The organism is Desulfofalx alkaliphila DSM 12257 (assembly GCF_000711975.1).
Taxonomy (GTDB): Bacteria; Bacillota; Desulfotomaculia; order Desulfotomaculales; family Desulfohalotomaculaceae; genus Desulfofalx; species Desulfofalx alkaliphila.
Genome location: NZ_JONT01000012.1, coordinates 19,523 through 41,190 on the forward strand (window position 1 = coordinate 19,523; position 21,668 = coordinate 41,190).

Genomic DNA, 21,668 nt, shown 5'->3' on the forward strand with positions numbered 1-21,668 from the left:
TGGAGGATTATTTGTGGAAGGTAATGTTAGGGAATATCTTATTAAAATGGCTCCCGGCTTGCCGGCAGAAATAATGTCCCAAGAAACATACAGTAAACTAGATAAAATGACGGCTTTATTCAGGGATTTTGCAGCCAGTTCTTATATTCTGGAGACACACTTAAATACAGAGGCCGCCGAGGTGGATTTTTCTTTTCGGGTACTTGCTGAAGAAAAGGCTTGTTTAATTAACGGATTAAATAATAAAAGTTTTTACCAATTATCTAGCGACCAGGTCTGGCTAAGAATCATTAATTTTGTCAATTGCTGGCCCTGGAGCATAGAAGATATTTGGTTTGAAATGGATTACGGCCAGTGTGACCGGCAGCTTCCGCAACCATGCTTTTTCTTTAATGCCGGTGAAATGATAAAGGGCAGGGATGCAGACACCGAGCTTTTGTTTTTTGTCCTGGGGAAGTTACTGGATGAACAGCAGCTGAACTTACTAAAGGACAAGATTGTAAGTGTAATTAAGGAGCTGCCTCCGGCCGTGGGCCTGTTTCAAGTGGGTACCATGCTGGCCAGAAACAAAGATCGGGTTAGGATATTTACAGATGACTTAACCTGGGTGCAGGCTATAGATTATTTATCTGCCATCGCTTGGCCGGGCCCCGTTTCTGAGTTGGAGGAATTATTTCAGTTAGTACATCAATATAGCGACGGACAATATCAGGTGGATTTCGATGTCACCGGACAAGGTATATCTAAAAAAATTGGTATTAACTTTAGGCCAAGGGAGAAAGCTTTGCCGGCCCTTATGGAAAATTTAGTTAAGCACCGGCTGTGCACCCATGTAAAAAGAAAGGGTGTCCTTAATTGGCCGGGCATCCAGGGCTGTTTTATGGAAAAGGGTTATGGCTTTACCCTGTTGGTAAGGGATGTCTGTCACTTTAAAATAAGCTATTCCCCGGAGGAGGGTATAAAGGCCAAGGCTTACCTTAGGGTAACGGGAATATATTTAAAGGAAGTATTTAAGCAAAAACAGCGGGGATATAAGGAAATGCAGGATGTTTTTAAAGAAATAGCCAAAAGGTCGATGCTGGACTGGGATTATCGTCAGCTGTGTTTAAAGGACAGCCGGGCGGCGATTGAAAAAATGCTAAAGGACCGGGTACCGCCTTGGCTTGAAATAGATTTTATTGAGGAGGATGAAAAGGGCGCCGCCAACAGTGATGGCTGTGCCTATGTGCTGCCCCCCTTTCTAAAAAAATCATGGCTATTTAATAAATAGGCATAAGGATGTGATTGCCGTATTGACTGTTCCGTTATTTATTATTGAGGAGCACCATGAAGCTTTTTTTATTTGGCATTACGGATATTTTAATAAGCTAATTAATCCCTTTGGCAACACACTGCTGCGCGTGGATTCCCACGAGGATATGTTGTGTGGCTGCTTAGGTGAGTCAGTTGACCAATTAGAGGAAGACTTAAGTAGAATATACCGTTTTACTTATCAGCAACTGGGCATTGCCACCTTTATTATACCGGCAATTTACAGGGGGGTAATCAATAACTACACCTTCTTATGTAAATATAGCAGCTATGAGGGTAAAAGGACTGACAAATACGTGGCTTCCTATAAATCCGAGGGTAAGTGTTTTAAAATCGGTGAGATAAATGGTTTCCTGCCACTGCAACTGCAGTCAGAGGGAAATCCATGGGGTAGGCATCAGTTTTACCGTCATCAGGAAATTGGCCTGGGAAGCAGCTTTACCACCGGCCAACCACTAATACTGGACATAGATTTAGACTTTTTCTCCTGTGACAATTCTTTATCATCTACAGTGAAAAGGATAGAGATTACTGAGCGGGCTTATCATGACTTTATTAATAATAAGTACAACCCCTTTAGAATCATGCCCGATGCAGCTCTAACCGCTAAAAAGGAAAGCGACGGTTATTATTTATACTATACTGAATGGCAGGAAACACCGAATTATAAAAAGGTCTCGCCGGATGTGATTGACAAAAGAATTAGTAGATTTGTGGATTTTTTAAAACAAAATGATGTTAAACCGAAACTGATAGATATTTGTCGTTCCCGTTTTTCCGGGTATACACCGGGGGATCAGTGGGAATACATTGAAAACAAATTAATTGAAGGTTTAGGTCAGTTATATGATTTAAGCATCACCCATATCGATGAGCTTAAACAAAGGTTTGATAGTTGATACATAATAAATTCACTTGTGTAATTGTTGCAAGCATAGTATGCTATAAAGAAGCAAATGCCCGAGCACTGTGATTTGAGGTGTGCAAATGATTAAAAAGCGTTACTTGGAATCATTTAATGAGGATATAGATAAAATTCTATCCGGGGACTTGGTGATTCCGCCTGACTACCGGCATTGCAATGATGAATATAAAGAACTGTTATTCCTGGCCCAGCTGCTGGCAAGGGCAGATTTTTCCATAGAAATGGAAGGACGGAAGGAAAAAATATGGTCAAGGGTCCGGGAAATTGATGAACTTAGTGATGAAGATTTAGATTTGGTTGTCGGCGGTCTTAAGATAAATGAAACCTTAGATAAAAACGGCAATAAGCTGCCATAATGATATGGCAGCTTATATTTTTTGCCCATTATTTTTCCTTCCCGTGGCTATCCTTTGGCAGCAGCGGGGTGGCTAACAATGCAACCACCGGCGTCACTGTCATTACCCATAAGGCGGTGGGCTCGCCAAAATGGTCCGCAATGGCACCCAGCAGCACCACACCCACTCCTCCTAAGCCAATGGCGAAGCCTGTCATTAACCCGGACGCCACCCCTACCCGGTGGGGCATAAGCTCTTGGCCCATAACCACTGTGATGGCCATGGTAGATACTATAACCATGCCAATTATGAAGAACAGTACCAAGGACCATATTCCGCCGCTGATTCTTAATAGCAGCATTAGGGGGATTAGCAGTGCCGTTGAGGTAACCAAGGTGTTTTTTCTGCCAAAGCGGTCAGCCAGTGGTCCGCCCAATATTGTGCCGGTGGCGCCGGCCAGCATAAAGGCTATCAAAAGGGAACTGACGTAAGCCGGGCTGTAACCCAGGTAGTTGACAAAGTACAGGGGCATAAAATGTGTTAAACCGGCTTGTACCCAAGATCTCAATACCACCACAAAAATAAGTGCAAGAAGGGGTATTAATATCTTGCGGGGCACCTTAATTAAGGGCTTGTTTGCAGTATTGTCAGCCCTTGTTTTTCTTATTTGCCGGGGCTCATCGGGTAATTTGTTTCTGTATATGTAAAACAGTAAAACCATTGCCAGGCCGGGGAATATGAAATATATACCGGCGGTGTTGCCGTAAAGGGTGAGCAGTTGGGCCATGGATGCAGCGCCAATTGCGGCACCCAGGGCACCGCCGACAATAAATATAGACATGCCCGTTGCCCTGCGCTGTCCACTGGCCAGCCGGCTTACCTTTGATCCTTCGGGGTGGAAAGCCGCAGAACCTAGGCCGCTAATGAGTACCACCAATAAAATTAGCCAATAGTTGGAGATAACACCCACCATGGCCAGGCCTGCCATTGATAAAAAGCAGCCCAGGGGCATCAGCCAGCGGCTTTTAACCCGGTCGCTCCAGTAGCCTAAAAGCGGTTGTATCACCGATGAGCTGACGTTAAAAATTAATGCGATTAAACCCGCTGCACTATAAGAAAGATTTAAGGATGCTTGAATAATAGGCAGCATTATTGGCAGGGCACCGGCTGCAAGGTCGGTTACCAGGTGCCCGGCAGAAAGCAGCAACAAGACTTTGATGCGCATATCAGATAGTGACGATGACTTGGGTAGCTTCAAAACAATTCCTCCGTTCCGGTTTTAACTGTCAATACAATTATAGTTAATTTGTTGATATTATGCCAACGGGCGACCCGGACCTGAAATGGCAGTGTATGCAAGGGTCTTTTATGTTAAGATATAATAGTGGGGTATTCTGCTGCCGATACAAGGGGTGAAAGCAATAATATGACCGGGGTTTTTGATAGCATTGACAGCCTGTTGATGCTGGTTGAAGGCGCCAGCCTTTGGACGGTGTTTTTTACCCTGGTGGCCGGGTTGATATTTGCACCGGTCAATCGGGAGGTAATAGTTATATTGATGGCGCTGGTGGCTGCGAGCGGAGCCATAAGCCCTTTGTCAACCTATATTATTTTAACATGCGCCACCTTTGTAGCCTATATAATTGGTTTTTTTATCAGCAGATTTTTTCGCCATAGTATTTTTGCTGATCCTTCACCGAAAATGAAAGAAAATATCGAGCGCAGTTATCGCTTAATAGATAAATATGGCACAATGGCAATTATCATTAGTTACTTCATACCCGGTGTACGGTTGGTTACTCCGGTGATACTGGGCGTAAGCGCCATGCCCTGGACAAAATTTGTAATTGCCTCTAAAGCTGCTTCTCTCATATGGATATCGTTTATTTATATACCCACCTATTTTTTAGGTGATATATGGGGTTTCCTTTCATAAAAGACCGCAGTTTTTTCGACCCTTGTCAGCCAGACGACAGAAAAATTGCCGGACATTATGAGATAATGGTACATAGTAAGTAAACAGAGATTTTAAAAAACAATAAGTGCATTAATTAACAAACTCAAATCTTGCTTGCGATAATGAATAGGGGGAAAAACTGTGGTTAAAAAGCGTAACATTGTCATTTTAGGGGCAGGTTACGGTGGGCTTAGGGTAGCCCAAAGATTGTCTTATTTGATGACTGAAAATGATGATTATCAAATTGTCTTGGTTGATAAAAATGACTACCATACCTATATGACTCAACTTTATCAACAGGCTGCCGGAACAGCCGATTGCACTGCCATGGTGGCACCTTACAGTGGGCTGATTGAAGAGCATAAAGTTAACTTTATACAGGGTTGTGTTAGTGAAATAGACAGCAATAACAAGCTTGTAAAATTGATAAATGGCGAAAAGATACAATTTGACTACTTGGTAGCTGCCTTGGGAAGCAGGACGGAATATTATAACATACCTGGCCTGGAAGAAAACAGTATAAGCATTAACTCTTTGCAAAACGCGGTAAGAATACAGCGGCGGGTGGAGCATGTTTTAAAGGAAAAACAGAAAAACCCCACCTTTGTCATTGGGGGCGGTGGGCTTACCGGAGTGGAATATGCCGGCGAATTGGCCCATTGGCTTGGGACGGTAAGTGAAAAGTATAACATCAATCCCGCCCATATCCGCATCATTATGATAGAAGGCAGTAAACAGCTGCTTCCGGGTATGTCCGGTAAGGTTGCCGACTATGCCAAAGATGCGTTGCAGCAGCAGGGTGTAGAGGTTATTACCGGTGATTTTGTTAAAGAGGTTACTCCCGATACCATTTATTTATCTTCAGGGCGGGAAATAAACTATTCAGTGTTTGTTTGGGCAGGGGGGGTCAGCGGCAGCGAAGTGCTGGCTAAGTCAGGCCTTAAAACCGAGGGCCGCGGCAGATTAATGACCAACCGCTACCTGCAGTATGTTGAAGATAAAATGATATACGCTGTGGGTGACAGTGCCTTGGTGATTAATCCCAAAACCGGTCGACCGATGATACCCACCGCCCAGGCGGCCCTGCAGCACGGCACCCTGGTGGCCCAAAATATATACCGGGATATTCTTGGCAAACCCCTGCTGGAATTCAGGCCGGGCAACATATTACTGCTTATTTCTGTTGGTAAAGGCCGTGGCCTGGGTGAGTCAGAAAAAATCTCCTTCACCGGCAGAATTGCCTCCTGGCTTAAGAAGGCGGTGCCTATTAAATACAAGTATTTTATCGGTGGGCTTAAAATGTTTTGTGTGCAAGAAAAGGAAAAGGTTAATAGGCATAATTGTTGGCAAAGCGCCTATAAAAAATCGTGAGCGTCTGTATAAATAACAGGCGCTTTTTTTGTGCAGGCACAGTGCATAGTCCCTAAAAGCCATATATTATGGTATTTTGTGGTGTTTTGTTATATAATCATATTAGCATATAGTGGGTGGTGATACTTTGTCTGAAAAGATTGCACAAATGAAGGCAGATCTCTTAAAGGCCCTTGCTCATCCCACCAGGGTGCGGATATTGGAATTATTAAAGCATGGTGAGCTTTGTGTTTGCGATATTTTTGAGAAACTGGAGGTGGAGCAGGCCAATGCCTCGCAGCACCTTGCCATATTAAAAAAGCAAGATATTTTAAAGAGGAGGAAGGAAGGCCTGCGGGTTTATTATTGTATCAAGCATAATGAGGTGATAGATATTTTAAATATCGCGGATAAAATACTTGTTATGCAGGCAGAGGAAAGGGCCCACACAATAAATAAATATAAAAAAAGCAGGTAGGGGCGCCTGCTTTTTTTACACCTCGGCTGGGCCGGTGACTGGGCCTTTACACTTACGGTTTTGATAAGGCCAATTAATACCTATCTTTCGAAGGGGGTTTAAATAAATGGATTTGGAGAGGGAGAGTCTTAACAAATACCGCTTAAGGCGGACGGGGGATATGCTTGTTGACGGTGTGGTGTATCTTTCTAAAGACCTTTTAAAACTGGTTAAAAGGGACAAGTCTTTGCAGCAGTTGGCCAACGCTGCCTGCCTGCCGGGTGTGGTTGATCCGGTCTGTGGGATGCCGGACATTCATGAAGGCTTTGGTCTACCCATTGGCGGTGTAATGGCCACCACTTCCAAGGGGGTTATTTCTGCCGGAGCGGTGGGTATGGACATTAACTGTGGGGTGAGGCTGCTGTCAACCAATATTGAAGCCCGGGAACTTTCTATACCCACACTGCGCAAGCTAATTGAAAAAATTGAAGAATATGTGCCCACAGGGGTGGGAAAAAAGGGTAAGCACCGCACCATCAGCGGAAAATTTTTTGAGCAGGTGGCCCATGAAGGTGCCAAGGCCATTGTTGATGGGGGCTATGGTTGGCCCGATGACTTAAAAAACACTGAAGAGGAAGGTAGCTTGCCGGGGGCCGATTTGGCTGCTGTCAGTGCAACCGCATATAAGCGCGGCGAAGGACAGTTGGGCACCTTGGGTGGGGGCAATCATTTTATTGAACTGCAGCTTGTGGAAGAAATATACCGGCCGGAGGTTGCAGATAAATTTGGTTTGCAGCAGGGCATGTTGGCGGTAATGGTCCATACCGGCAGCCGTGGATTCGGTCATCAAATATGTAACGATTACAGTAAAGGATTGTTAGCGGCGGCTAAAAAGCACGGCATTATAATTCCCGATCGGGGACTTGCCTGTGCACCGGCGGATTCCAAAGAAGGTAAAAACTATTATGCAGCCATGGCCTGTGCGGTAAATTATGCCTTTGCCAATCGCCAATTGATTACCTACGATATTCGCCGGGCCTTTGAAGATGTGTTTCAAGGTGCTGCCGGTGATATGGGGTTAAGGCTGGTGTATGACGTGGCCCACAACATTGCTAAGTGGGAAAAGCATCGGGGTCAACGGGTGTTGGTACACCGTAAAGGGGCCACCAGGGCACTGCCGCCCGGTCATCCACAGAACCCCAGGGCATATGAACAAACCGGCCATCCGGTGTTGGTTCCCGGCAGCATGGGTACAGCTTCCTATGTATTGGTGGGTACGGAAAAGGCGGCCGCAACTTATTATTCTGCCAACCACGGGGCAGGCCGCACCATGTCCCGCACAGCTGCGGTGAAGGGGATCACCAAGGAGCAGTTTGATACCAGCATGGGCAGGGTGCTGTACAACAGCAGGAATTACAAAGAACTGCTGGATGAGGCCCCCGATGCCTACAAGGACATCGATGTGGTGGTGGATACCCTGGCTGATATCGGCATCACCGCCAAGGTGGCCCGGTTACGCCCGTTGGCAGTGATTAAAGGAAAGGATTAAATATCATGGCAGCTAAAAAGCCATGCCCGCGGGCATGGCTTTAGCCTATGAAGCCTGACTGGCTTTAAGCTCCTTCCGTTTTCTTTCTCTGGTTTTCGAATGTTCTATGTTATTGGAATTATCGGTGCCGCTGTGCATGATGCTATTGCCTTTAAAGACGGCCCCTTCGTTTACTACCAGTGATGAAACCTCGATGTCCCCATAAACTTTACCGGTGTTGCTGATTTCCAATTTTCCTTCCAAGGTAATATTTCCATGTAATTCACCGGCGATGGTGGCATTGGCTCCTTTGATGTTACCGTGTAAAGAACCGTCCTTGCCAATGACGGTATCACCGCTTATCACCATTTCGCCTTCAACCTTCCCGTCTATCCGTACGCTCCCCTTCACATTTAAACTGCCGATAAAATGGGTTCCCTTGCCGATAATTGTATCAACCTTTTCGCCCATGGGCTGTTGCTTTTTTCCAAACATAATAATCGCTCCTGTTCTTAAAGATTTTAACGTATGTAATCAGCGGGATCTACATGCTGGCCGTTCAAGTGTACCTCGTAATGAAGGTGGGGACCGGTGGAAGCTCCGGTGCTTCCCACATAAGCAATAACATCACCCCTGGCAACATGGTCTCCCACCGATACATTAAGCCTGGAATTGTGGGCATACAAGGTTCTAAACCCATAGGGGTGATCGATAATTACCGTTCTGCCATAACCGCTGCGATACTCCGCAAAGGTGACCACACCTTGGCCGGTGGCTACCACAGGGGTGCCGTGGGATGCTGCGATGTCTATGCCGGGGTGGAAAACAGAACGCCCGTTAAAAGGTGATTTGCGGTAACCATAGCCTGAACTTATGCTGCCTTCAGCAGGTAACCCTTGTGGCTTGGCGGCATAATAGGCATTTCTCTCTGACACATCCTCCTTTAAGGACACTAAAATTTGGTTAATCTCATCGGTTTGTGCCAGCAGTTGCTCGGTGCTGCCTTTAACCCTTGTGTAAGAGGTGTGCCAATCTTCGGCCTTAGGTGATGACTTAAATGCCAGGAAAGAAAGGACTCCTTTGTCATCGCCATTGTTTGTATTATCTGACCGGTCTTCCGGGTTTAATTGCGCAATATCCCTGCTTACATTTAAGCCTGACCTGCTTACTGCTTCCCCTCTGTCCAATATCTCCCGCACGTCTTTTTCCAAAAGCCTTATCTCCAGCATCTTTTGTTCCAGTTCCTGGGCTTGGGCCTTTAATTCATCCAGCTGTTTTTGGCGCGTGGTGTCTTCTGCCTGCAATGTTTTTAGTTCGGCCATGTTGGCCTTCATGGCAGTGTATTGAAAATAAAAGCCAACAAGGGCTATTACCATGCCGGCCATAAATAGCAGTGAAATGACCGGCAGCAGGTAAGGGATGCGTCTGCTATATGTGGATTCTTTTGAATGGGGAACATACATAATGGTAAATGAATTAGTAAGTTTCAAGTAAATGTTCTTCAGCTTCTCTTTTAACAAATCAACCAACCTCTTAATTGACCTTAATTAAGTCTTATATCTTATACACCTTATGACAAAATCCTGCCCGCAAAGGCTTAAAAAGAATAAAGTCCCGTTTAATAACAGGACTTTTGTCCGCCCATAGTTATTCCTTAATGTAGCTGGCTACTATTTCTCCGTAATAAATTACGTGGAAGTCGCCCTTGGGGTAACAATCCTTATCGATCTTTTCGCTTATCAGTGCAGGCTCCATGGCCTGCTGGTAAACCACCTTGCACTCATAGTGCAAATCACATTCACCGATTATTGGAGTGTTGACCACCTTGGCAGGCTCCGGGGTAAAGTTGCAGGCACTGAACTTGTCTGTATCCCTGCCGGATTTTGTGCCGCACAGGGCCAGCTCTTTCTTAAGGTCTTTATTGATGGGAATACTGACGGTAAACTCTTTGGCATTCTCCAGCATTTTATAGGTGTGCCTGGAATACCTTACCAGCACCATCAAAATTGGCTTGCGCCAGATAAAACCAATTGTGCCCCAGCCAATGGTCATGGTATTTAACCGGTCCCCATCCTTTACAGTAAGAAAAGCACCCTTTGGCAGTTGTTCAAGTACTTCTTTGGCATATTCATTGTAAGGCACATCTTTTCTCATGTTGTAAACAGCTCCTTTGCCATAGGTATCACCTATTGTTTATTTATCTTGTTCCGGGCTTTCATTTCTTTTGGGCGGCCGAGGGCCAAAATACTGGTAATAATCGCAGCGTATTCTACCGTTATAGACTTTTCGCTTTTTGTCTGCCTTTTTTCCAAAATGCTTTTCAAAGTCAGTGTTTGACGTAATAATGTAATAGGACCATGTATCCAAGGGCAGGAAAGCCTTACCCATTTGCTGATATAACAATTCCACCTCAGGGCGTTCCTTTAATCTTTCACCATAGGGGGGGTTGCAGATAATGCAGCCGTATTTCTTTTTGGTGCTAAGATTAGCTACATCCATGGGCTGGAAAGAAACAAATTCATCCACTCCGGCTTCCCCGGCATGATAGCGGGCCATACTAAGGGCTTCTTTGTCGATATCAGAACCAATAATTTTTAGGGGCAAATCATAACGTGCCTCCTTGTGGGCAGCACGTCTTTGTTCTTGCCAAATTTTTTTGGGTATCCAAGGCCATTCTTCAGCGGCAAAATTTCGGGTTAAGCCCGGTGCGATGTTTTGCCCGATTAAAGCTGCCTCAATGGGGATGGTGCCGGTGCCACAGAGGGGATCCAGCAGAATTCTGTCAGCATTCCAATAGCTGAGCATAACCATGGCCGCAGCCAGTGTTTCTTTTATGGGTGCCTTACCGGTCAACTTCCGGTACCCTCTTTTGTGCAAGCCTGCACCGCTGGTATCTATGGTCAGTGTGACCACGTCTTTTAACAGGGCCACCTCAACAGTGAACTTTGGACCCGTTTCAGTAAACCATTCCAGGCCGTAAACCTCTTTCATTTTTTCCACAATGGCCTTTTTAACTATGGCTTGACAGTCAGAAACACTAAAGAGTTTTGATTTAATTGATTTGCCTTCCACCGGGAAGTTGGCATCAACGGGGAGTAATTCAGTCCAGGGCAGTGCCTTTGTTTGTTGAAAAAGCTCTTCAAAGGTGGTGGCTTTAAATTCACCCACCTTTAGCAAGACCCGCTCTGCACTGCGAAGCCACAGGTTGGTGTGGCAAATGGCCTGCTCATTGGCAACAAAGGTTACCCTGCCGTTTTCTACTTTAGTGTTGTTGTATCCCAGCTGTTTTAGTTCATGTGCTACCACTGCTTCTAGTCCAAAGGCTGCCGTGGCTATTAGTTCCAGTTTTGCCATATTGTTTTCTCCATTTTGCAGTTAATATTATAGTTACTTTTGGCTATGTAAATAATCTACAAGTCTTTCGAACTGCATGTTTACAAGTTTCTCCACGGGCTCGTTTACCTCTTTGGCCCTTTTTTCTATAACGTGAAGCTGATTTTGCAGGAACTCTTTTAAGATGTATTCACAAACTTCTTCTTCAGTTTGATTGTTTTTCTTAGCTATCTGCTCTATCTTTTGACCTGTTTCTTCCGTAATGTTTAGTTCAAACCCTTGATCACCCATAGTAATACACCAACCCTTTCTCCATTATTTAAAAAGATCTAAAGCAAGTTTTCCCAACACTATCTTTCTACCCCTTGGGTATAAACCAAGTTTTTCTAACACTATCTTTTTGATTTTAAAAAAGAATTTAAGGAGGATAGTATAAGAAAAACTAAGGTTTCTACCCTTTGGGTATAAACCAAGTTTTTCTAACACTATCTTTTTGATTTTAAAAAAGAATTTAAGGAAGATAGTATAAGAAAAACTAAGGTTTCTACCCTTTGGGTATAAACCAAGTTTTTCTAACACTATCTTTTGACTTTAAAAAGAATTTAAGGAAGATAGTATAAGAAAAACTAAGGTTTCTACCCTTTGGGTATAAACCAAGTTTTTCTAAAATTTTATACCAAGGGGTGGTAAATTGCAACCTAAAGTCCCTTTGGCAAAATAGTGGGTAAATTTTTTAAAATAACTTGTTTTTATCCGGGGCAATCAGATATGATTAATTAATACGGTCTTTTGGTAAGGAGGTTAAGGGTTTTGAGTCAACTGGAGTGGGTAAAGAAACAATTTACTATCATGGTGGTTTTAAAGGCTTTGGGTAGTGGGCTGGCCCAAATAGGCATTTGGTATGCAGATATGGGCCCTGCCGTAGGAATTGTGATAATGCCGGCCTTAATATACTTTATTGGTAGCTTGGCCATAAGAACCTTTGTCACGGAAGAGCGAGCTCCTGCACTGGCCAGGGTTGTCAAATTGTTTTATATGTTCCTCATTTTGTCTTTGATAGGCAACCTGGCATCATTTTTAATAAACATCGGCTACTTAAAAACCTTATAAACTTTACATAGGATGTATAAGAAACCTGTAAACACCCCATACTATTACTAATTAGTTAGTGGTATTGGGGTGTTTTAATTATGTGTAATACTAAAAAGGCAGTGCTAATTATATTTTTAGTAATGGCAATGATGACGGCAGTGTATAACTATAATGCACAGCAAGACTATGCCCGGGATTTAATAAGGTTTCATGTTATACCCAATAGTGACACCATAGAGGATCAAATGCTTAAACTTACCATTAGGGATATTGTGATAAAGGAAATGAAGGCAAAGTTTGAAAAGGTAGAAAGCAAAGAAGAAGCGATCTTGGTCACAAAAGAAAATTTAAGTGAAATTAAAAAATTGGCCGAGGAGCAAATTGCCCTTGCAGGTAAAAACTATAAGGTAGAAGTTCAGCTGGGGGACTATCAATTTCCTGAACGGACCTATGGAGATATAAGGCTGCCCCAGGGCAAATACCAGGCTGTGCGCTTGATAATTGGCGAAGGTAAGGGACAAAACTGGTGGTGTGTCTTGTTTCCGCCCCTGTGCTTTGTGGACGGGGTAGAAAGCCTTACCGAAGGCCGGCAGGCAAAGGGTGTAAAGGTGTTTGAACGGGATGACATTGAATTTCGGCTGCGCTCTTTAGAATTCCTTAATGGCAAATAGCCATTAGCAATTTGTAAATTAGGGGTTTAAATTTATTAAATTCGGAAAGACTGAAAATATTTACCACCTAAAGGAGTGATTGCGTGAATTTTAAAGAGATTGATGAGAAGGCAGCCTTGGAATTTTTTGAAATGCTTAAGGATGCTCCCACCATTAGGGAGATTATTGACACCTATCCCGGTGTGGAGAACTTAATTCATGTGATGACAGCACAACTGACAACACATTTTTTACTGCCTTACTTGGAAAACAATTTGGCGGTGGAAGACCTGGTGGAATCAATTAGAAGGTACTTAATTACAGCCCTGGCCTTTGGCATCATACTTCACCGCAACGATGTGGCCACAGATTATATTTTAGACTTATATAACAAGGACAGTTACAAAGATGAAAACAGTGCCGGTTAAATGGTGACACCCCTGCTTCTAAGGGGTGTCATTTTGTTCGTTATTGAGGTAATTGTCTTCAATCCAGCTTTTTATTTCATCGTCAATGTTGTACAAGCCGTCATGGGACACATCAATATCACCGCAGGCGGTGGTGCATTGATTGCGGACCGCCTGCAGCAGCAGATCCTTAGGGGGCTGTTTTTCTAATGTTACGGTGTAACTGCTGTAGGGCCCAATGCGGTAAAGCACCAAACGGGGGGTTCCCTTATACAGGTCTATAACAAAGGTAATACCCACCTGGCGCTTATTTTTAAATTCATTTTCCAGATCAAAGGTCCATTGAATGTGGGGAAGGGCATCCCTTGCATACATAGTTATCACACACCTTTTCATAGTTAAGGGTAGAATCAAGGTAAAAAAGAAAATTATTCCTCCGGCTATCAATATTTTGCCCGTTTTTATAGTTTTTAAAGGTATTAATTGATGAATGTCGAAGTAAATTTATGTGCTCGATATAGCATACACAAAAAATCAGGTGATGGAATATGAGCGATAATAGATACTTTTCTAAAGAGGATAAATTTAACTTTGCCTGCCATCAAGGGCTTGCCTGCTTTAATAGCTGCTGCCGTGACATCAGTATATTTTTATCGCCCTATGACGTGTTGCGGTTAAAAAAGGCCCTGCAAATATCATCCCAGCAATTTTTAGACCAATATACATACATAATAAATACCGGATCCGGTTTTCCCATGGTGGTGATCCGCATGCCGGAAGAAAATGACAAACGATGCCCCTTTGTCACTGATAAGGGCTGCAGCGTATATCAAGCGAGGCCTTGGTCCTGTAGGATGGCACCGGTGGATATCAAAGGAGAAAATCAATTTGGATTTTGTTTTGACAGCAGCCAATGCCAGGGGCTTTTAGAAAATAAGCAGTGGACCGTTAATGAGTGGGCAGAAAACCAAGGGGTTGACCTGGAACAAAAAATAGAAAAAACCTTTAATGAGATACCCGCCCGGGTTAAGTTTACAGGTTTGTCTGCCATAGACAGGCATATTAGAGAAATGTTTTTGATGGCCTGCTATAACCTGGACAAGTTTCGCCGCTTTATTTTTGATAGCAGTTTTTTACACTTGTTTGAGATTCCCGAGGATGTGGCCGAGAGGATAAAAGATAATGACCTAGAGTTGATGGAATTTGGTTTTGATTGGCTGGTAAATCACCTGGATATAAGAAAATCCATTGCCGTTAGGGACCAGGTGTTTGGCTAAGTTATTGATGGGTTTACACCCCATAGCAATAAAAATAGTAATAAAACAAAATTTTGCAAGGGAGGTCAATACTTATGATGGAAAAATTAGAAGCAAAGGCTAAAGAATTAGGTGAACTGATCACCCATACCGAAGAGTACAAAGCAGTGAAGCAAAAGCAAGCTGCCATGATGGAAGATGAAGAGTCCATGGGTTTGTTAATGAATTTTCAAAAGCTGCAAAAGGAAAACTATGCTAAAAGGCAAAACAACACGCTGACCGAGGAAGATATCAAAGCGGTGGAGCAAGCTGAGTTATCAATGTTGGAAAATGATAAAATTAGAGAATTACATGAGGCACAAACTGCCTTTCAATCGCTGCTAAATGCAGTGATGAAAGAAATTGTTGCTGCCAGCCGGTAATTAAATATGAGTATAAAAGCCCCAATTTCTCTTGTTGAAATTGGGGCTTCAACTATTTATACAGTAATTAATTTTAAATTAACTTATAGAAGAGAGAAACCAGGGCCAGCATGATTACCAATGGGCCGGTGTAAAGGTATACTTTGTCCTTGACCCGGCGGCCGAGTCTGATAAGAGATACAGCCCACACAAAAATAAAGATATTTGTTAATATCATTAAGCCTTGCTGGGTAAGAGGCAGCAGCAAAAGGAAAAAAGCCAGGGCATCCAGCAATAACCAGCTGGAATTATCTTTTAAAATTATCGAAAACCGCTCATTTTCTACACCGACTCCTTGAACCCCCACCACAACTGAAGCCAGGTATAATAACCACAGCGGCCCCATGGCAATTACACCCTGCTGTCGTATTTCTGCAAAGCCATAGTGAAAAAAGGTGAAGGATGCTGCCAAAAGGGAAAAGGCCACCGCCACCACACCCATCACCTTAAAAACGGCGGCAAAATGCCGGCCGCTATTAACCCTATGCTTGGATAGGTGTACCATTATCTGGCCAATCAGTAATAGAACAAAGGGAATGACCGCCAATGCCACCCTTGACTGATAGCTGTCGGCATATATGTAATATAAATATCCGGTGAGCAGGGTCGTTGCACTGAGTAAGGCAATTGGCAGTAATAAAGCTGATTTCCGGGTGTAGGTTAAATAAAACACTGCCCCAACAAAAAAAGCGGCTGACAATATTACTGGGGGAAATGCCGCCCGTGCCGCCACCAGCCAAGCTGCCGCCGCCAGGGCAGAAAATAATGCTATGCCCTGTGCCCAAGGGGATTTAAACAAGGATAAAGCACCTCCGCTTATGGGTATAAATGACAGTATAGGTAACTGCCGTTTTGCTGTTATAATAATTATAGTAACATTATATAAAAAGATTTTGGCTTTGGAAACGCACTTGTGGTATATTCCGTCATATATATAAAATAAGCTTAGGGAGAAATGGCATATGAAAGAAAAGGTGATGGCGGCTCTGTTGGCGGTTTTGCTGGTGCTGGCATCGGGTTGCGGCGCCGGCGGTTTTGCACAGGGTAATGATGCCCCAAGCGGTGAAGCAGGCAGTGTTACCGTTCAGCCGGAAAAGTTTACGGATGAGGAGTTGGAAGCGGTGGCCCGTGAGGCAGTGAGTGTTGGGCTAAAGGCAAAGCCCGATAAAGAACTTGAGCAGTGGATAGATAATCAAAAGAAAAACCCCGGCGTATGGACTTACCGCCACCGTGATGCCCGGGTGATAATGATTGCCATGGGTGAGCAGCCCACCGGGGGTTATGGGGTGCTGGTGGATGAACCGGAGCTGAAGGAGGGGACTGCCCATATAAATGCAGAGTTCAAAAGCCCCGGACCCAATGACTTTACCATTCAAGTAATAACCTATCCCTATGAAATAATTTTTGTCCACGATGATAAATTAAATGTAAACCTAAATATAATAGAAGGTAGTAGTAAAAAGAGCGTCTTAATACCGGCACCATAAAAAACCATAATGTCCGGCAATAAAACTGATAATGTAAAAAGGGCGCCAAGGCGCCCTTTTTACATTGCCTCGTCAGTGTCGGCTACTATATCCAGGTATTGTTCTCCCAGTTTGGTTATTTCGCACATTTTGCTTTTACCTTCACTGCTGATATCCACCAGGCCCAGTGCATAGAGCTGGAAGAGTACGTGATCCAGCACCGCCCTTTTGGTGGTGGACATGAGGCTTAAATCTTCTTTGTTCATTTTTCCGGCATTAAGCAGTGTGTTTAGCACCCGATGTGCCTCTTCTGGCAAGCGGCCGGAAGCCTTTTTAAAGTAATCGTAAAGGGTCATGGTCATCAATTATAATCCTCCTAATTAATGGTGTTTACATATAGTATTGACCAAAAGCTCGTTAATTAAACAATAACTCAATTAGTTTTGAGCTAATTTGTTGACAGGGTATAATTAAAAGTCTATATTAAGTTCAAATAATAGCCTGGCATCTGTGGTGAGAGGGGTTGTACTACAGTGAATTCTGAAAAACTGAAAAACATATTTTCGCAATTAATCGGCCACCTGTATGTACCCCAAGAGGTTTTGAAATCCAATGACACTAAGGTGTTGCATATCAGTGATACCCCTACTTTTTTATATCCTGCCATTAATAATTTGCTGGCCACTTTAAAACCGGAGATAATTATTCATACCGGGGATTTAGCCGACGATATTAAGTTAGGAAATGACAACTATTGTGAGTATAGATATAAGCGGCAGGTGGTGCCCTTTATTAACATGTTGGAGCAGTGCTCCGCAGAGCAGGTCTATATAGTGCCGGGTAACCACGATGATGTGAAGGTCATTGGAGATAACATCAAAAACATTATAATTTTACAGGAAGGAGACATTATTGACACCGGCTTTGGCAAAATTGGTGTGGCCCACAGGGTGGGTTTGCTGCCAAGGGGGGTCAGTTATAACCTGTATGGTCATAATTTTAAAGAGCATATAAATAAAGACGAAAGGGCTGTATATTTGAACGGGATTAAAAATGCCCATGTAATATTACTGCAGTCCGGCAAGGTGGCAGTAATTCCTTACCCCATGGGTACTAACTATCACCGGAAAATGGAGGGTAAATATATGTTTCCTAATTCTATTTGACTTCCTTTAATTATAAGGGCTATGGGTGTCGGTGACCGTGGCTGCAGCAGGGGTTCACCTGGGCTGCCATAGTCTGTCTTTTTACTGATATAGAGGGGGTGTGCATATGATTTTTGTGCGGACAGGTCCTCGTTTTTTGTTTTTAGCCAGTGATCAAACCCGTCAGCTTAATAAACTGCTTTTGGAACAGTTTGACGGCATAGAGGTAGATTTTAACGAGGCCATAGGTATTGCCGGGGAAAATGACACCATTGTGATGATCAATGACCGGGATGTGGACAAGCTGCGGGTAACGAAGGCAAGACACACTGTGCTAATCCCCATGGGTTCTTCGTTAATCCTTGCCAAGCTAATAAACATAAAGACAACGGATTTAATAAACAAGGCAGAATTGGGTGCCGGTTTGCTTGTACAGCGTCTGCCTAAGAACGGTACCAAGGTTATAGATATGATTAAAGAAGATTATCAGGCCCAAGCCTTTGAAATAAAGGATGCCATCAATACCGGCCGGGCTGATGATACCGCTATAATCTTTACCGATGCTTCTTTGCTAAAGGCTGTGCAAAACGAAAGAATGGTACAGCCCTGTTTGTTAATTAATCAGCCCATTACTAAAATGTACCGCAAACTGAGAAGGGAGGCAGTGCGCTACTTTACCCATGGGCTGGAAAAAAGTGAATGGTATGAGGTGCGCATCAACATCTATGATGCAGATGAAAACTATGAAATACATGCCCGCAGATTAGAGCTGGTGCTTGAAGATTTAGAGGCGGGATTAATACTGGGGGAAACCTGGACCAAGGACCACGCCTTGGCTTTATTCTCGGTGGTGGCCTATCAAATTAGACTGTTTACCATCATCGATCCCTTAGAATTAAAGATAATGCTCTTAGGCATGGAGTACGACCATAAGGGTGAACGTTTTGTGGATATAGATTTGTATCACCGGCGCAGCAAAATAGAATGGGCATCCATTGCCAAAAGGACCCCCTTTGGCCGGAGAAAATCCGGTGAATATTATCGAGAACAGCTATATGCCAAACTTAGTGCAAAAACCAGGGAAAAAATTATTGAGCTAGAAAGGAACTTAGATAGAAGCGGTTATTGAGATTCTGTTCAATGAAGAACAGAATCTTTTTTATTTATGTTATTGACAATATTTCAAAACAGTATTATTATGGTTATGAACAAGTGTCCATAACAAGGGGGGTGTTTGTTGTGAGATCTTTTATCTGTTCAAACTGCGGTCACGAAATGACCTTTCCATATGGAAGCGGGCAAAGCGGTCGGCAGATAAGGTGCCCCCAGTGCGGTGGGATGGTACACAGGAGTCACTGTAGGAATGCAAGGGCTTTTAACGGTAGGGCCGGAGGTAGAGGTAATGGAAACTGCCGCAGGGGAGGCCTTGGCAAAGGAGGTTAATCAATGAAGGTTGCAATTTCGTCATCGGGCAAAGAAAGCACCGGCCAGGTCAGTACACGTTTAGGGCGATGCCAGTACTTCATTATTTATAATACTGAAAACGGCAAAAGTGAAAGGGTGGAGAATAAGGCTCGTTTTTCCCCGGGGGGAGCGGGTATTGCCACTGCCAAAAATCTGGCGGATATGGGTGTTGATGCAGTGGTTACCGGGTTCATCGGCCCTAAGGCCTTTAGTGCCTTAAAGGCGGCCGGTATTACCATGTATACCGGAGCCCGGGGTACAGTTGAAGAGACCTATGAACTGTTTAGGCAAAATAAACTTAGTATAGCGCAGTCGCCAAACGCCGGTGCCCATAGCGGTATGTAAATATCATTAGGTGGGGTGTTTTAATGCGTATCTCTGTAGCCAGTGGAAAAGGTGGCACCGGCAAAACGCTGGTGGCCACCAACCTGGTCCGTTCTATTAAAGAGTATCCTGTTCGGCTATTGGACTGTGATGTGGAAGAGCCCAACGCCCATTTGTTTATCAAGGGTGATAGGCTGAAGGAAAGTAAGGTATATGCTTCAATTCCCGGGGTGAAGGAAGAACTGTGCCTCTATTGCGGCACCTGTGCCGAGGTCTGTGCCTTTAATGCCATAGCGGTCTTTGATAAGGCGGTGGTAACCTTTGAGGACCTATGCCATAATTGCGGTGCCTGTTGGCATCTTTGCCCCCATCAATGTATAGAACCGGTGCCAAGGGAAATCGGTGTTGTGGAAGAAAGCAAGTTAAATAACATTACTTTGGTAACCGGCAGATTAAAGGTGGGCAGCCACATCAGCCCGCCGCTGATTAAGGCTGTTAAAGCCCGGTGCAGTGACCATGCCGTTAATATCCTTGACGGGCCACCGGGAAGCTCTTGCCCGGCCATGGAGGCGGTGGAGGGGTCAGATTATTGTGTGCTGGTGACAGAGCCAACCCCCTTCGGCCTGAACGATTTAAGGCTGGCTTTAGAAATGTTGAAGGAGCTTAATGTTCCCTGCGGGGTGGTCATTAATCGGGACGGTCCCGACAGTGATCTTATTGATGGCTTTTGCAGCCGGCATGGCATCAAGGTATTAATGCGGATTCCCCTTAGTGTTGATATCGCCAAGAGTTACGCCCGTGGAGCCCTGCCGGCGGATGAAGAAGCCCACTGGCAGCAGGCATTTAACAATCTATACAAGGCCATTGCAGAGGAGGTGCATCTCCTTGAAAGAAGTCACAGTGGTTAGCGGAAAAGGGGGCACGGGTAAAACCAGCATTACAGCGGCCTTGGCCACATTGGTTTCAAATGCTGTAATTTGTGATTGTGACGTGGATGCCGCAAATTTGCACCTAATGCTAAAGCCCAAGGTACATAAGACCGCTGAATTTATCGGTTCGCAAAAGGCGGTAATTAACAGTGAAAGGTGTGATCGGTGCGGCACCTGTGCACAGCTGTGTAAATTTGATGCCATTGTGGATTACAGTGTAAAAACACTGGCCTGCGAGGGCTGTAAATTGTGCTATCATGTATGTCCCCGGGGGGCGGTGGAAATGGTTGATCATCTTTCCGGTCACTGGTATATTTCGGAAACCGCCTATGGGCCCTTTGTGCATGCTAAACTGGGCATGGCCGAGGGCAATTCCGGCCTACTGGTGGCCCAGGTGCGAAAGGCTGCCAGAGAGTTGGCAGAGGAGAAAAAGGCATCGCTGATTCTCACCGACGGCCCGCCCGGTATAGGTTGCCCTGTAATATCTTCCCTGGCCGGGACTGACCTGGCCCTGGTGGTCACTGAGCCCACCCAGTCGGGTATACATGATTTAAAAAGAATATGTGACTTGGCCGGCAATTTTGATTGTCGCCTTGGGGTGTGTATCAACAAGGCCGATCTCAGTGAAGATAATAGTAATGCCATTGCAGAAGTTGCCCAAAACTTAGGGGTACCGGTTTTGGCACGCCTGCCCTATGAAAAACTTATGCATGATGCAGTGATTAAAGGAAAACCGGTGACAGAACTGCCTGACGGTGCTGTACAAGAGCAAATAAAGAAGCTGTGGCATGGGGTAGAGCGTATTATAAAAAACATAAGCTAGGAGGAAGAGAACATGAAAATTGCTATGCCTATTAAAGAGGGAAAAATTAACCCGCACTTTGGGACCACCAGAGAGTTTGCAATTTTGCAATTGGAAGAAGGCAAGGTGGTAGACAAAAAGATTATTTCGGCGGAAGGCTTACAGCATAACCATGGTGGCTTAGCCGGATTAATTAAAAATGAAGGTGTGGACGTGGCCATTATGGGCGGCATTGGCGGGCATATGTTAGAAGCGCTGCAGCAGATGGGCGTAAAAGTTGTTAATGGTGCGGCCGGTGAAGTGGTAGAGGTGGCAGAGGCATATGCCGCCGGTACTTTACAAACTAAGCCGGTGGTATGCGGCTGCGGCGGCCATCACGGACACTAGGAAGTTAAAATTTAATACTTATTTTTAGAAGGGGCCCAATTATTGGGTCCCTTAATTCCTTTCAATCAATGCTTCTTTCGCAGGATATA

General features: G+C 44.3%; 28 protein-coding genes. 19 read left to right on the top strand and 9 right to left on the bottom strand.

All coding sequences use genetic code 11. The features are described from left to right. Positions 1-13: 13 nt before the first annotated feature. From BR02_RS0107745 to BR02_RS0107755, 3 genes are all read left to right on the top strand, one after another. Positions 14-1,270, top strand: coding sequence for a hypothetical protein (locus BR02_RS0107745; protein ID WP_031515858.1), 1,257 nt, complete (start codon positions 14-16; stop codon positions 1,268-1,270). 10 nt (positions 1,271-1,280) lie between these two features. After that, positions 1,281-2,210, top strand: coding sequence for a peptide arginase family protein (locus BR02_RS0107750; RefSeq protein WP_169738587.1), 930 nt, complete (start codon positions 1,281-1,283; stop codon positions 2,208-2,210). A gap of 88 nt (positions 2,211-2,298) precedes the next feature. Then, a complete protein-coding gene (locus BR02_RS0107755; protein WP_031515862.1) occupies positions 2,299-2,592 on the top strand; it encodes a hypothetical protein in 294 nt (97 codons plus the stop codon). A 28-nt stretch (positions 2,593-2,620) separates the two neighbouring features. On the opposite strand, the gene BR02_RS0107760 is transcribed toward BR02_RS0107755, so the two are convergent. Then, positions 2,621-3,829, bottom strand: coding sequence for an MFS transporter (locus tag BR02_RS0107760; RefSeq protein WP_084170981.1), 1,209 nt, complete (start codon positions 3,827-3,829; stop codon positions 2,621-2,623). A gap of 126 nt (positions 3,830-3,955) precedes the next feature. Between BR02_RS0107760 and BR02_RS14790 the strand changes: the two genes are divergently transcribed. From BR02_RS14790 to BR02_RS0107780, 4 genes are all read left to right on the top strand, one after another. Then, positions 3,956-4,507, top strand: coding sequence for a DedA family protein (locus BR02_RS14790; protein WP_169738588.1), 552 nt, complete (start codon positions 3,956-3,958; stop codon positions 4,505-4,507). 162 nt (positions 4,508-4,669) lie between these two features. Then, complete coding sequence (locus BR02_RS0107770) at positions 4,670-5,899, top strand: NAD(P)/FAD-dependent oxidoreductase (RefSeq protein WP_031515869.1); 1,230 nt, start codon at positions 4,670-4,672, stop codon at positions 5,897-5,899. A 127-nt stretch (positions 5,900-6,026) separates the two neighbouring features. Beyond that, entirely contained in the window at positions 6,027-6,356 is a 330-nt protein-coding gene (locus BR02_RS0107775; RefSeq protein ID WP_031515871.1) for an ArsR/SmtB family transcription factor, read from the top strand. 106 nt (positions 6,357-6,462) lie between these two features. Further along, entirely contained in the window at positions 6,463-7,884 is a 1,422-nt protein-coding gene (locus BR02_RS0107780) for an RtcB family protein (RefSeq protein WP_031515873.1), read from the top strand. Between the two features lie 45 nt (positions 7,885-7,929). Here the strand turns inward: BR02_RS0107780 and BR02_RS0107785 are convergent, their stop codons facing one another. The 5 genes from BR02_RS0107785 to BR02_RS0107805 form a co-directional block, all read right to left on the bottom strand. Next, the gene (locus tag BR02_RS0107785; RefSeq protein ID WP_031515875.1) at positions 7,930-8,358 is read right to left on the bottom strand and encodes a bactofilin family protein; all 429 of its coding nucleotides are present in this window, start codon (positions 8,356-8,358) and stop codon (positions 7,930-7,932) included. 26 nt (positions 8,359-8,384) lie between these two features. Further along, positions 8,385-9,383 (bottom strand): M23 family metallopeptidase, encoded by a 999-nt coding sequence (locus BR02_RS14795; protein ID WP_051688210.1) that lies wholly within the window; start codon positions 9,381-9,383, stop codon positions 8,385-8,387. A gap of 127 nt (positions 9,384-9,510) precedes the next feature. Continuing rightward, positions 9,511-10,017, bottom strand: coding sequence for a flavin reductase family protein (locus BR02_RS0107795; RefSeq protein WP_031515879.1), 507 nt, complete (start codon positions 10,015-10,017; stop codon positions 9,511-9,513). Positions 10,018-10,056: 39 nt separating this feature from the next. Next, positions 10,057-11,217 (bottom strand): THUMP domain-containing class I SAM-dependent RNA methyltransferase, encoded by a 1,161-nt coding sequence (locus tag BR02_RS0107800; protein ID WP_031515882.1) that lies wholly within the window; start codon positions 11,215-11,217, stop codon positions 10,057-10,059. A 33-nt stretch (positions 11,218-11,250) separates the two neighbouring features. Beyond that, on the bottom strand, positions 11,251-11,487 hold the full coding sequence (locus BR02_RS0107805) for a hypothetical protein (protein WP_031515883.1): 237 nt from the start codon (positions 11,485-11,487) through the stop codon (positions 11,251-11,253). Positions 11,488-12,006: 519 nt separating this feature from the next. On the opposite strand from BR02_RS0107805, the gene BR02_RS0107815 reads away from it, so the two are divergent. The 3 genes from BR02_RS0107815 (at position 12,007) to BR02_RS0107825 (ending at position 13,366) form a co-directional block, all read left to right on the top strand. Further along, positions 12,007-12,306 (top strand): hypothetical protein, encoded by a 300-nt coding sequence (locus BR02_RS0107815; RefSeq protein WP_031515887.1) that lies wholly within the window; start codon positions 12,007-12,009, stop codon positions 12,304-12,306. A gap of 80 nt (positions 12,307-12,386) precedes the next feature. Continuing rightward, complete coding sequence (spoIIR, locus tag BR02_RS0107820; RefSeq protein WP_031515889.1) at positions 12,387-12,959, top strand: stage II sporulation protein R; 573 nt, start codon at positions 12,387-12,389, stop codon at positions 12,957-12,959. An 83-nt stretch (positions 12,960-13,042) separates the two neighbouring features. Further along, a complete protein-coding gene (locus tag BR02_RS0107825; protein WP_031515891.1) occupies positions 13,043-13,366 on the top strand; it encodes a hypothetical protein in 324 nt (107 codons plus the stop codon). 18 nt (positions 13,367-13,384) lie between these two features. Here BR02_RS0107825 and BR02_RS0107830 read toward each other — a convergent pair whose 3' ends face one another. After that, on the bottom strand, positions 13,385-13,720 hold the full coding sequence (locus tag BR02_RS0107830) for a DVU0772 family protein (protein WP_051688211.1): 336 nt from the start codon (positions 13,718-13,720) through the stop codon (positions 13,385-13,387). A 173-nt stretch (positions 13,721-13,893) separates the two neighbouring features. Between BR02_RS0107830 and BR02_RS0107835 the strand changes: the two genes are divergently transcribed. Next, complete coding sequence (locus tag BR02_RS0107835; protein WP_031515895.1) at positions 13,894-14,622, top strand: YkgJ family cysteine cluster protein; 729 nt, start codon at positions 13,894-13,896, stop codon at positions 14,620-14,622. Between the two features lie 74 nt (positions 14,623-14,696). After that, on the top strand, positions 14,697-15,023 hold the full coding sequence (locus BR02_RS0107840; RefSeq protein ID WP_051688212.1) for a YlbF/YmcA family competence regulator: 327 nt from the start codon (positions 14,697-14,699) through the stop codon (positions 15,021-15,023). Between the two features lie 73 nt (positions 15,024-15,096). Here the strand turns inward: BR02_RS0107840 and BR02_RS0107845 are convergent, their stop codons facing one another. Continuing rightward, complete coding sequence (locus tag BR02_RS0107845) at positions 15,097-15,861, bottom strand: hypothetical protein (RefSeq protein ID WP_031515898.1); 765 nt, start codon at positions 15,859-15,861, stop codon at positions 15,097-15,099. Between the two features lie 163 nt (positions 15,862-16,024). Between BR02_RS0107845 and BR02_RS0107850 the strand changes: the two genes are divergently transcribed. After that, on the top strand, positions 16,025-16,549 hold the full coding sequence (locus BR02_RS0107850; RefSeq protein ID WP_031515900.1) for a protease complex subunit PrcB family protein: 525 nt from the start codon (positions 16,025-16,027) through the stop codon (positions 16,547-16,549). Between the two features lie 59 nt (positions 16,550-16,608). Here the strand turns inward: BR02_RS0107850 and BR02_RS0107855 are convergent, their stop codons facing one another. Then, on the bottom strand, positions 16,609-16,890 hold the full coding sequence (locus BR02_RS0107855) for a transcriptional regulator (protein ID WP_031515902.1): 282 nt from the start codon (positions 16,888-16,890) through the stop codon (positions 16,609-16,611). 171 nt (positions 16,891-17,061) lie between these two features. Between BR02_RS0107855 and BR02_RS0107860 the strand changes: the two genes are divergently transcribed. From BR02_RS0107860 to BR02_RS0107890, 6 genes are all read left to right on the top strand, one after another. Continuing rightward, entirely contained in the window at positions 17,062-17,694 is a 633-nt protein-coding gene (locus BR02_RS0107860) for a metallophosphoesterase (protein ID WP_051688213.1), read from the top strand. 106 nt (positions 17,695-17,800) lie between these two features. After that, entirely contained in the window at positions 17,801-18,802 is a 1,002-nt protein-coding gene (locus BR02_RS0107865) for a hypothetical protein (RefSeq protein ID WP_051688214.1), read from the top strand. A gap of 317 nt (positions 18,803-19,119) precedes the next feature. Further along, positions 19,120-19,482 carry a NifB/NifX family molybdenum-iron cluster-binding protein gene (locus BR02_RS0107875; RefSeq protein ID WP_031515908.1) on the top strand — a complete coding sequence of 121 codons (363 nt, stop codon included), beginning with the start codon at positions 19,120-19,122 and terminating at the stop codon, positions 19,480-19,482. 23 nt (positions 19,483-19,505) lie between these two features. After that, entirely contained in the window at positions 19,506-20,369 is an 864-nt protein-coding gene (locus BR02_RS0107880) for a nucleotide-binding protein (protein WP_031515910.1), read from the top strand. Continuing rightward, on the top strand, positions 20,347-21,213 hold the full coding sequence (locus BR02_RS0107885; RefSeq protein ID WP_031515912.1) for a nucleotide-binding protein: 867 nt from the start codon (positions 20,347-20,349) through the stop codon (positions 21,211-21,213). Before BR02_RS0107880 ends, BR02_RS0107885 begins: the two co-directional genes overlap by 23 nt. A gap of 12 nt (positions 21,214-21,225) precedes the next feature. Then, entirely contained in the window at positions 21,226-21,579 is a 354-nt protein-coding gene (locus BR02_RS0107890; protein WP_031515914.1) for a NifB/NifX family molybdenum-iron cluster-binding protein, read from the top strand. The last annotated feature ends 89 nt before the right edge of the window (positions 21,580-21,668 follow it).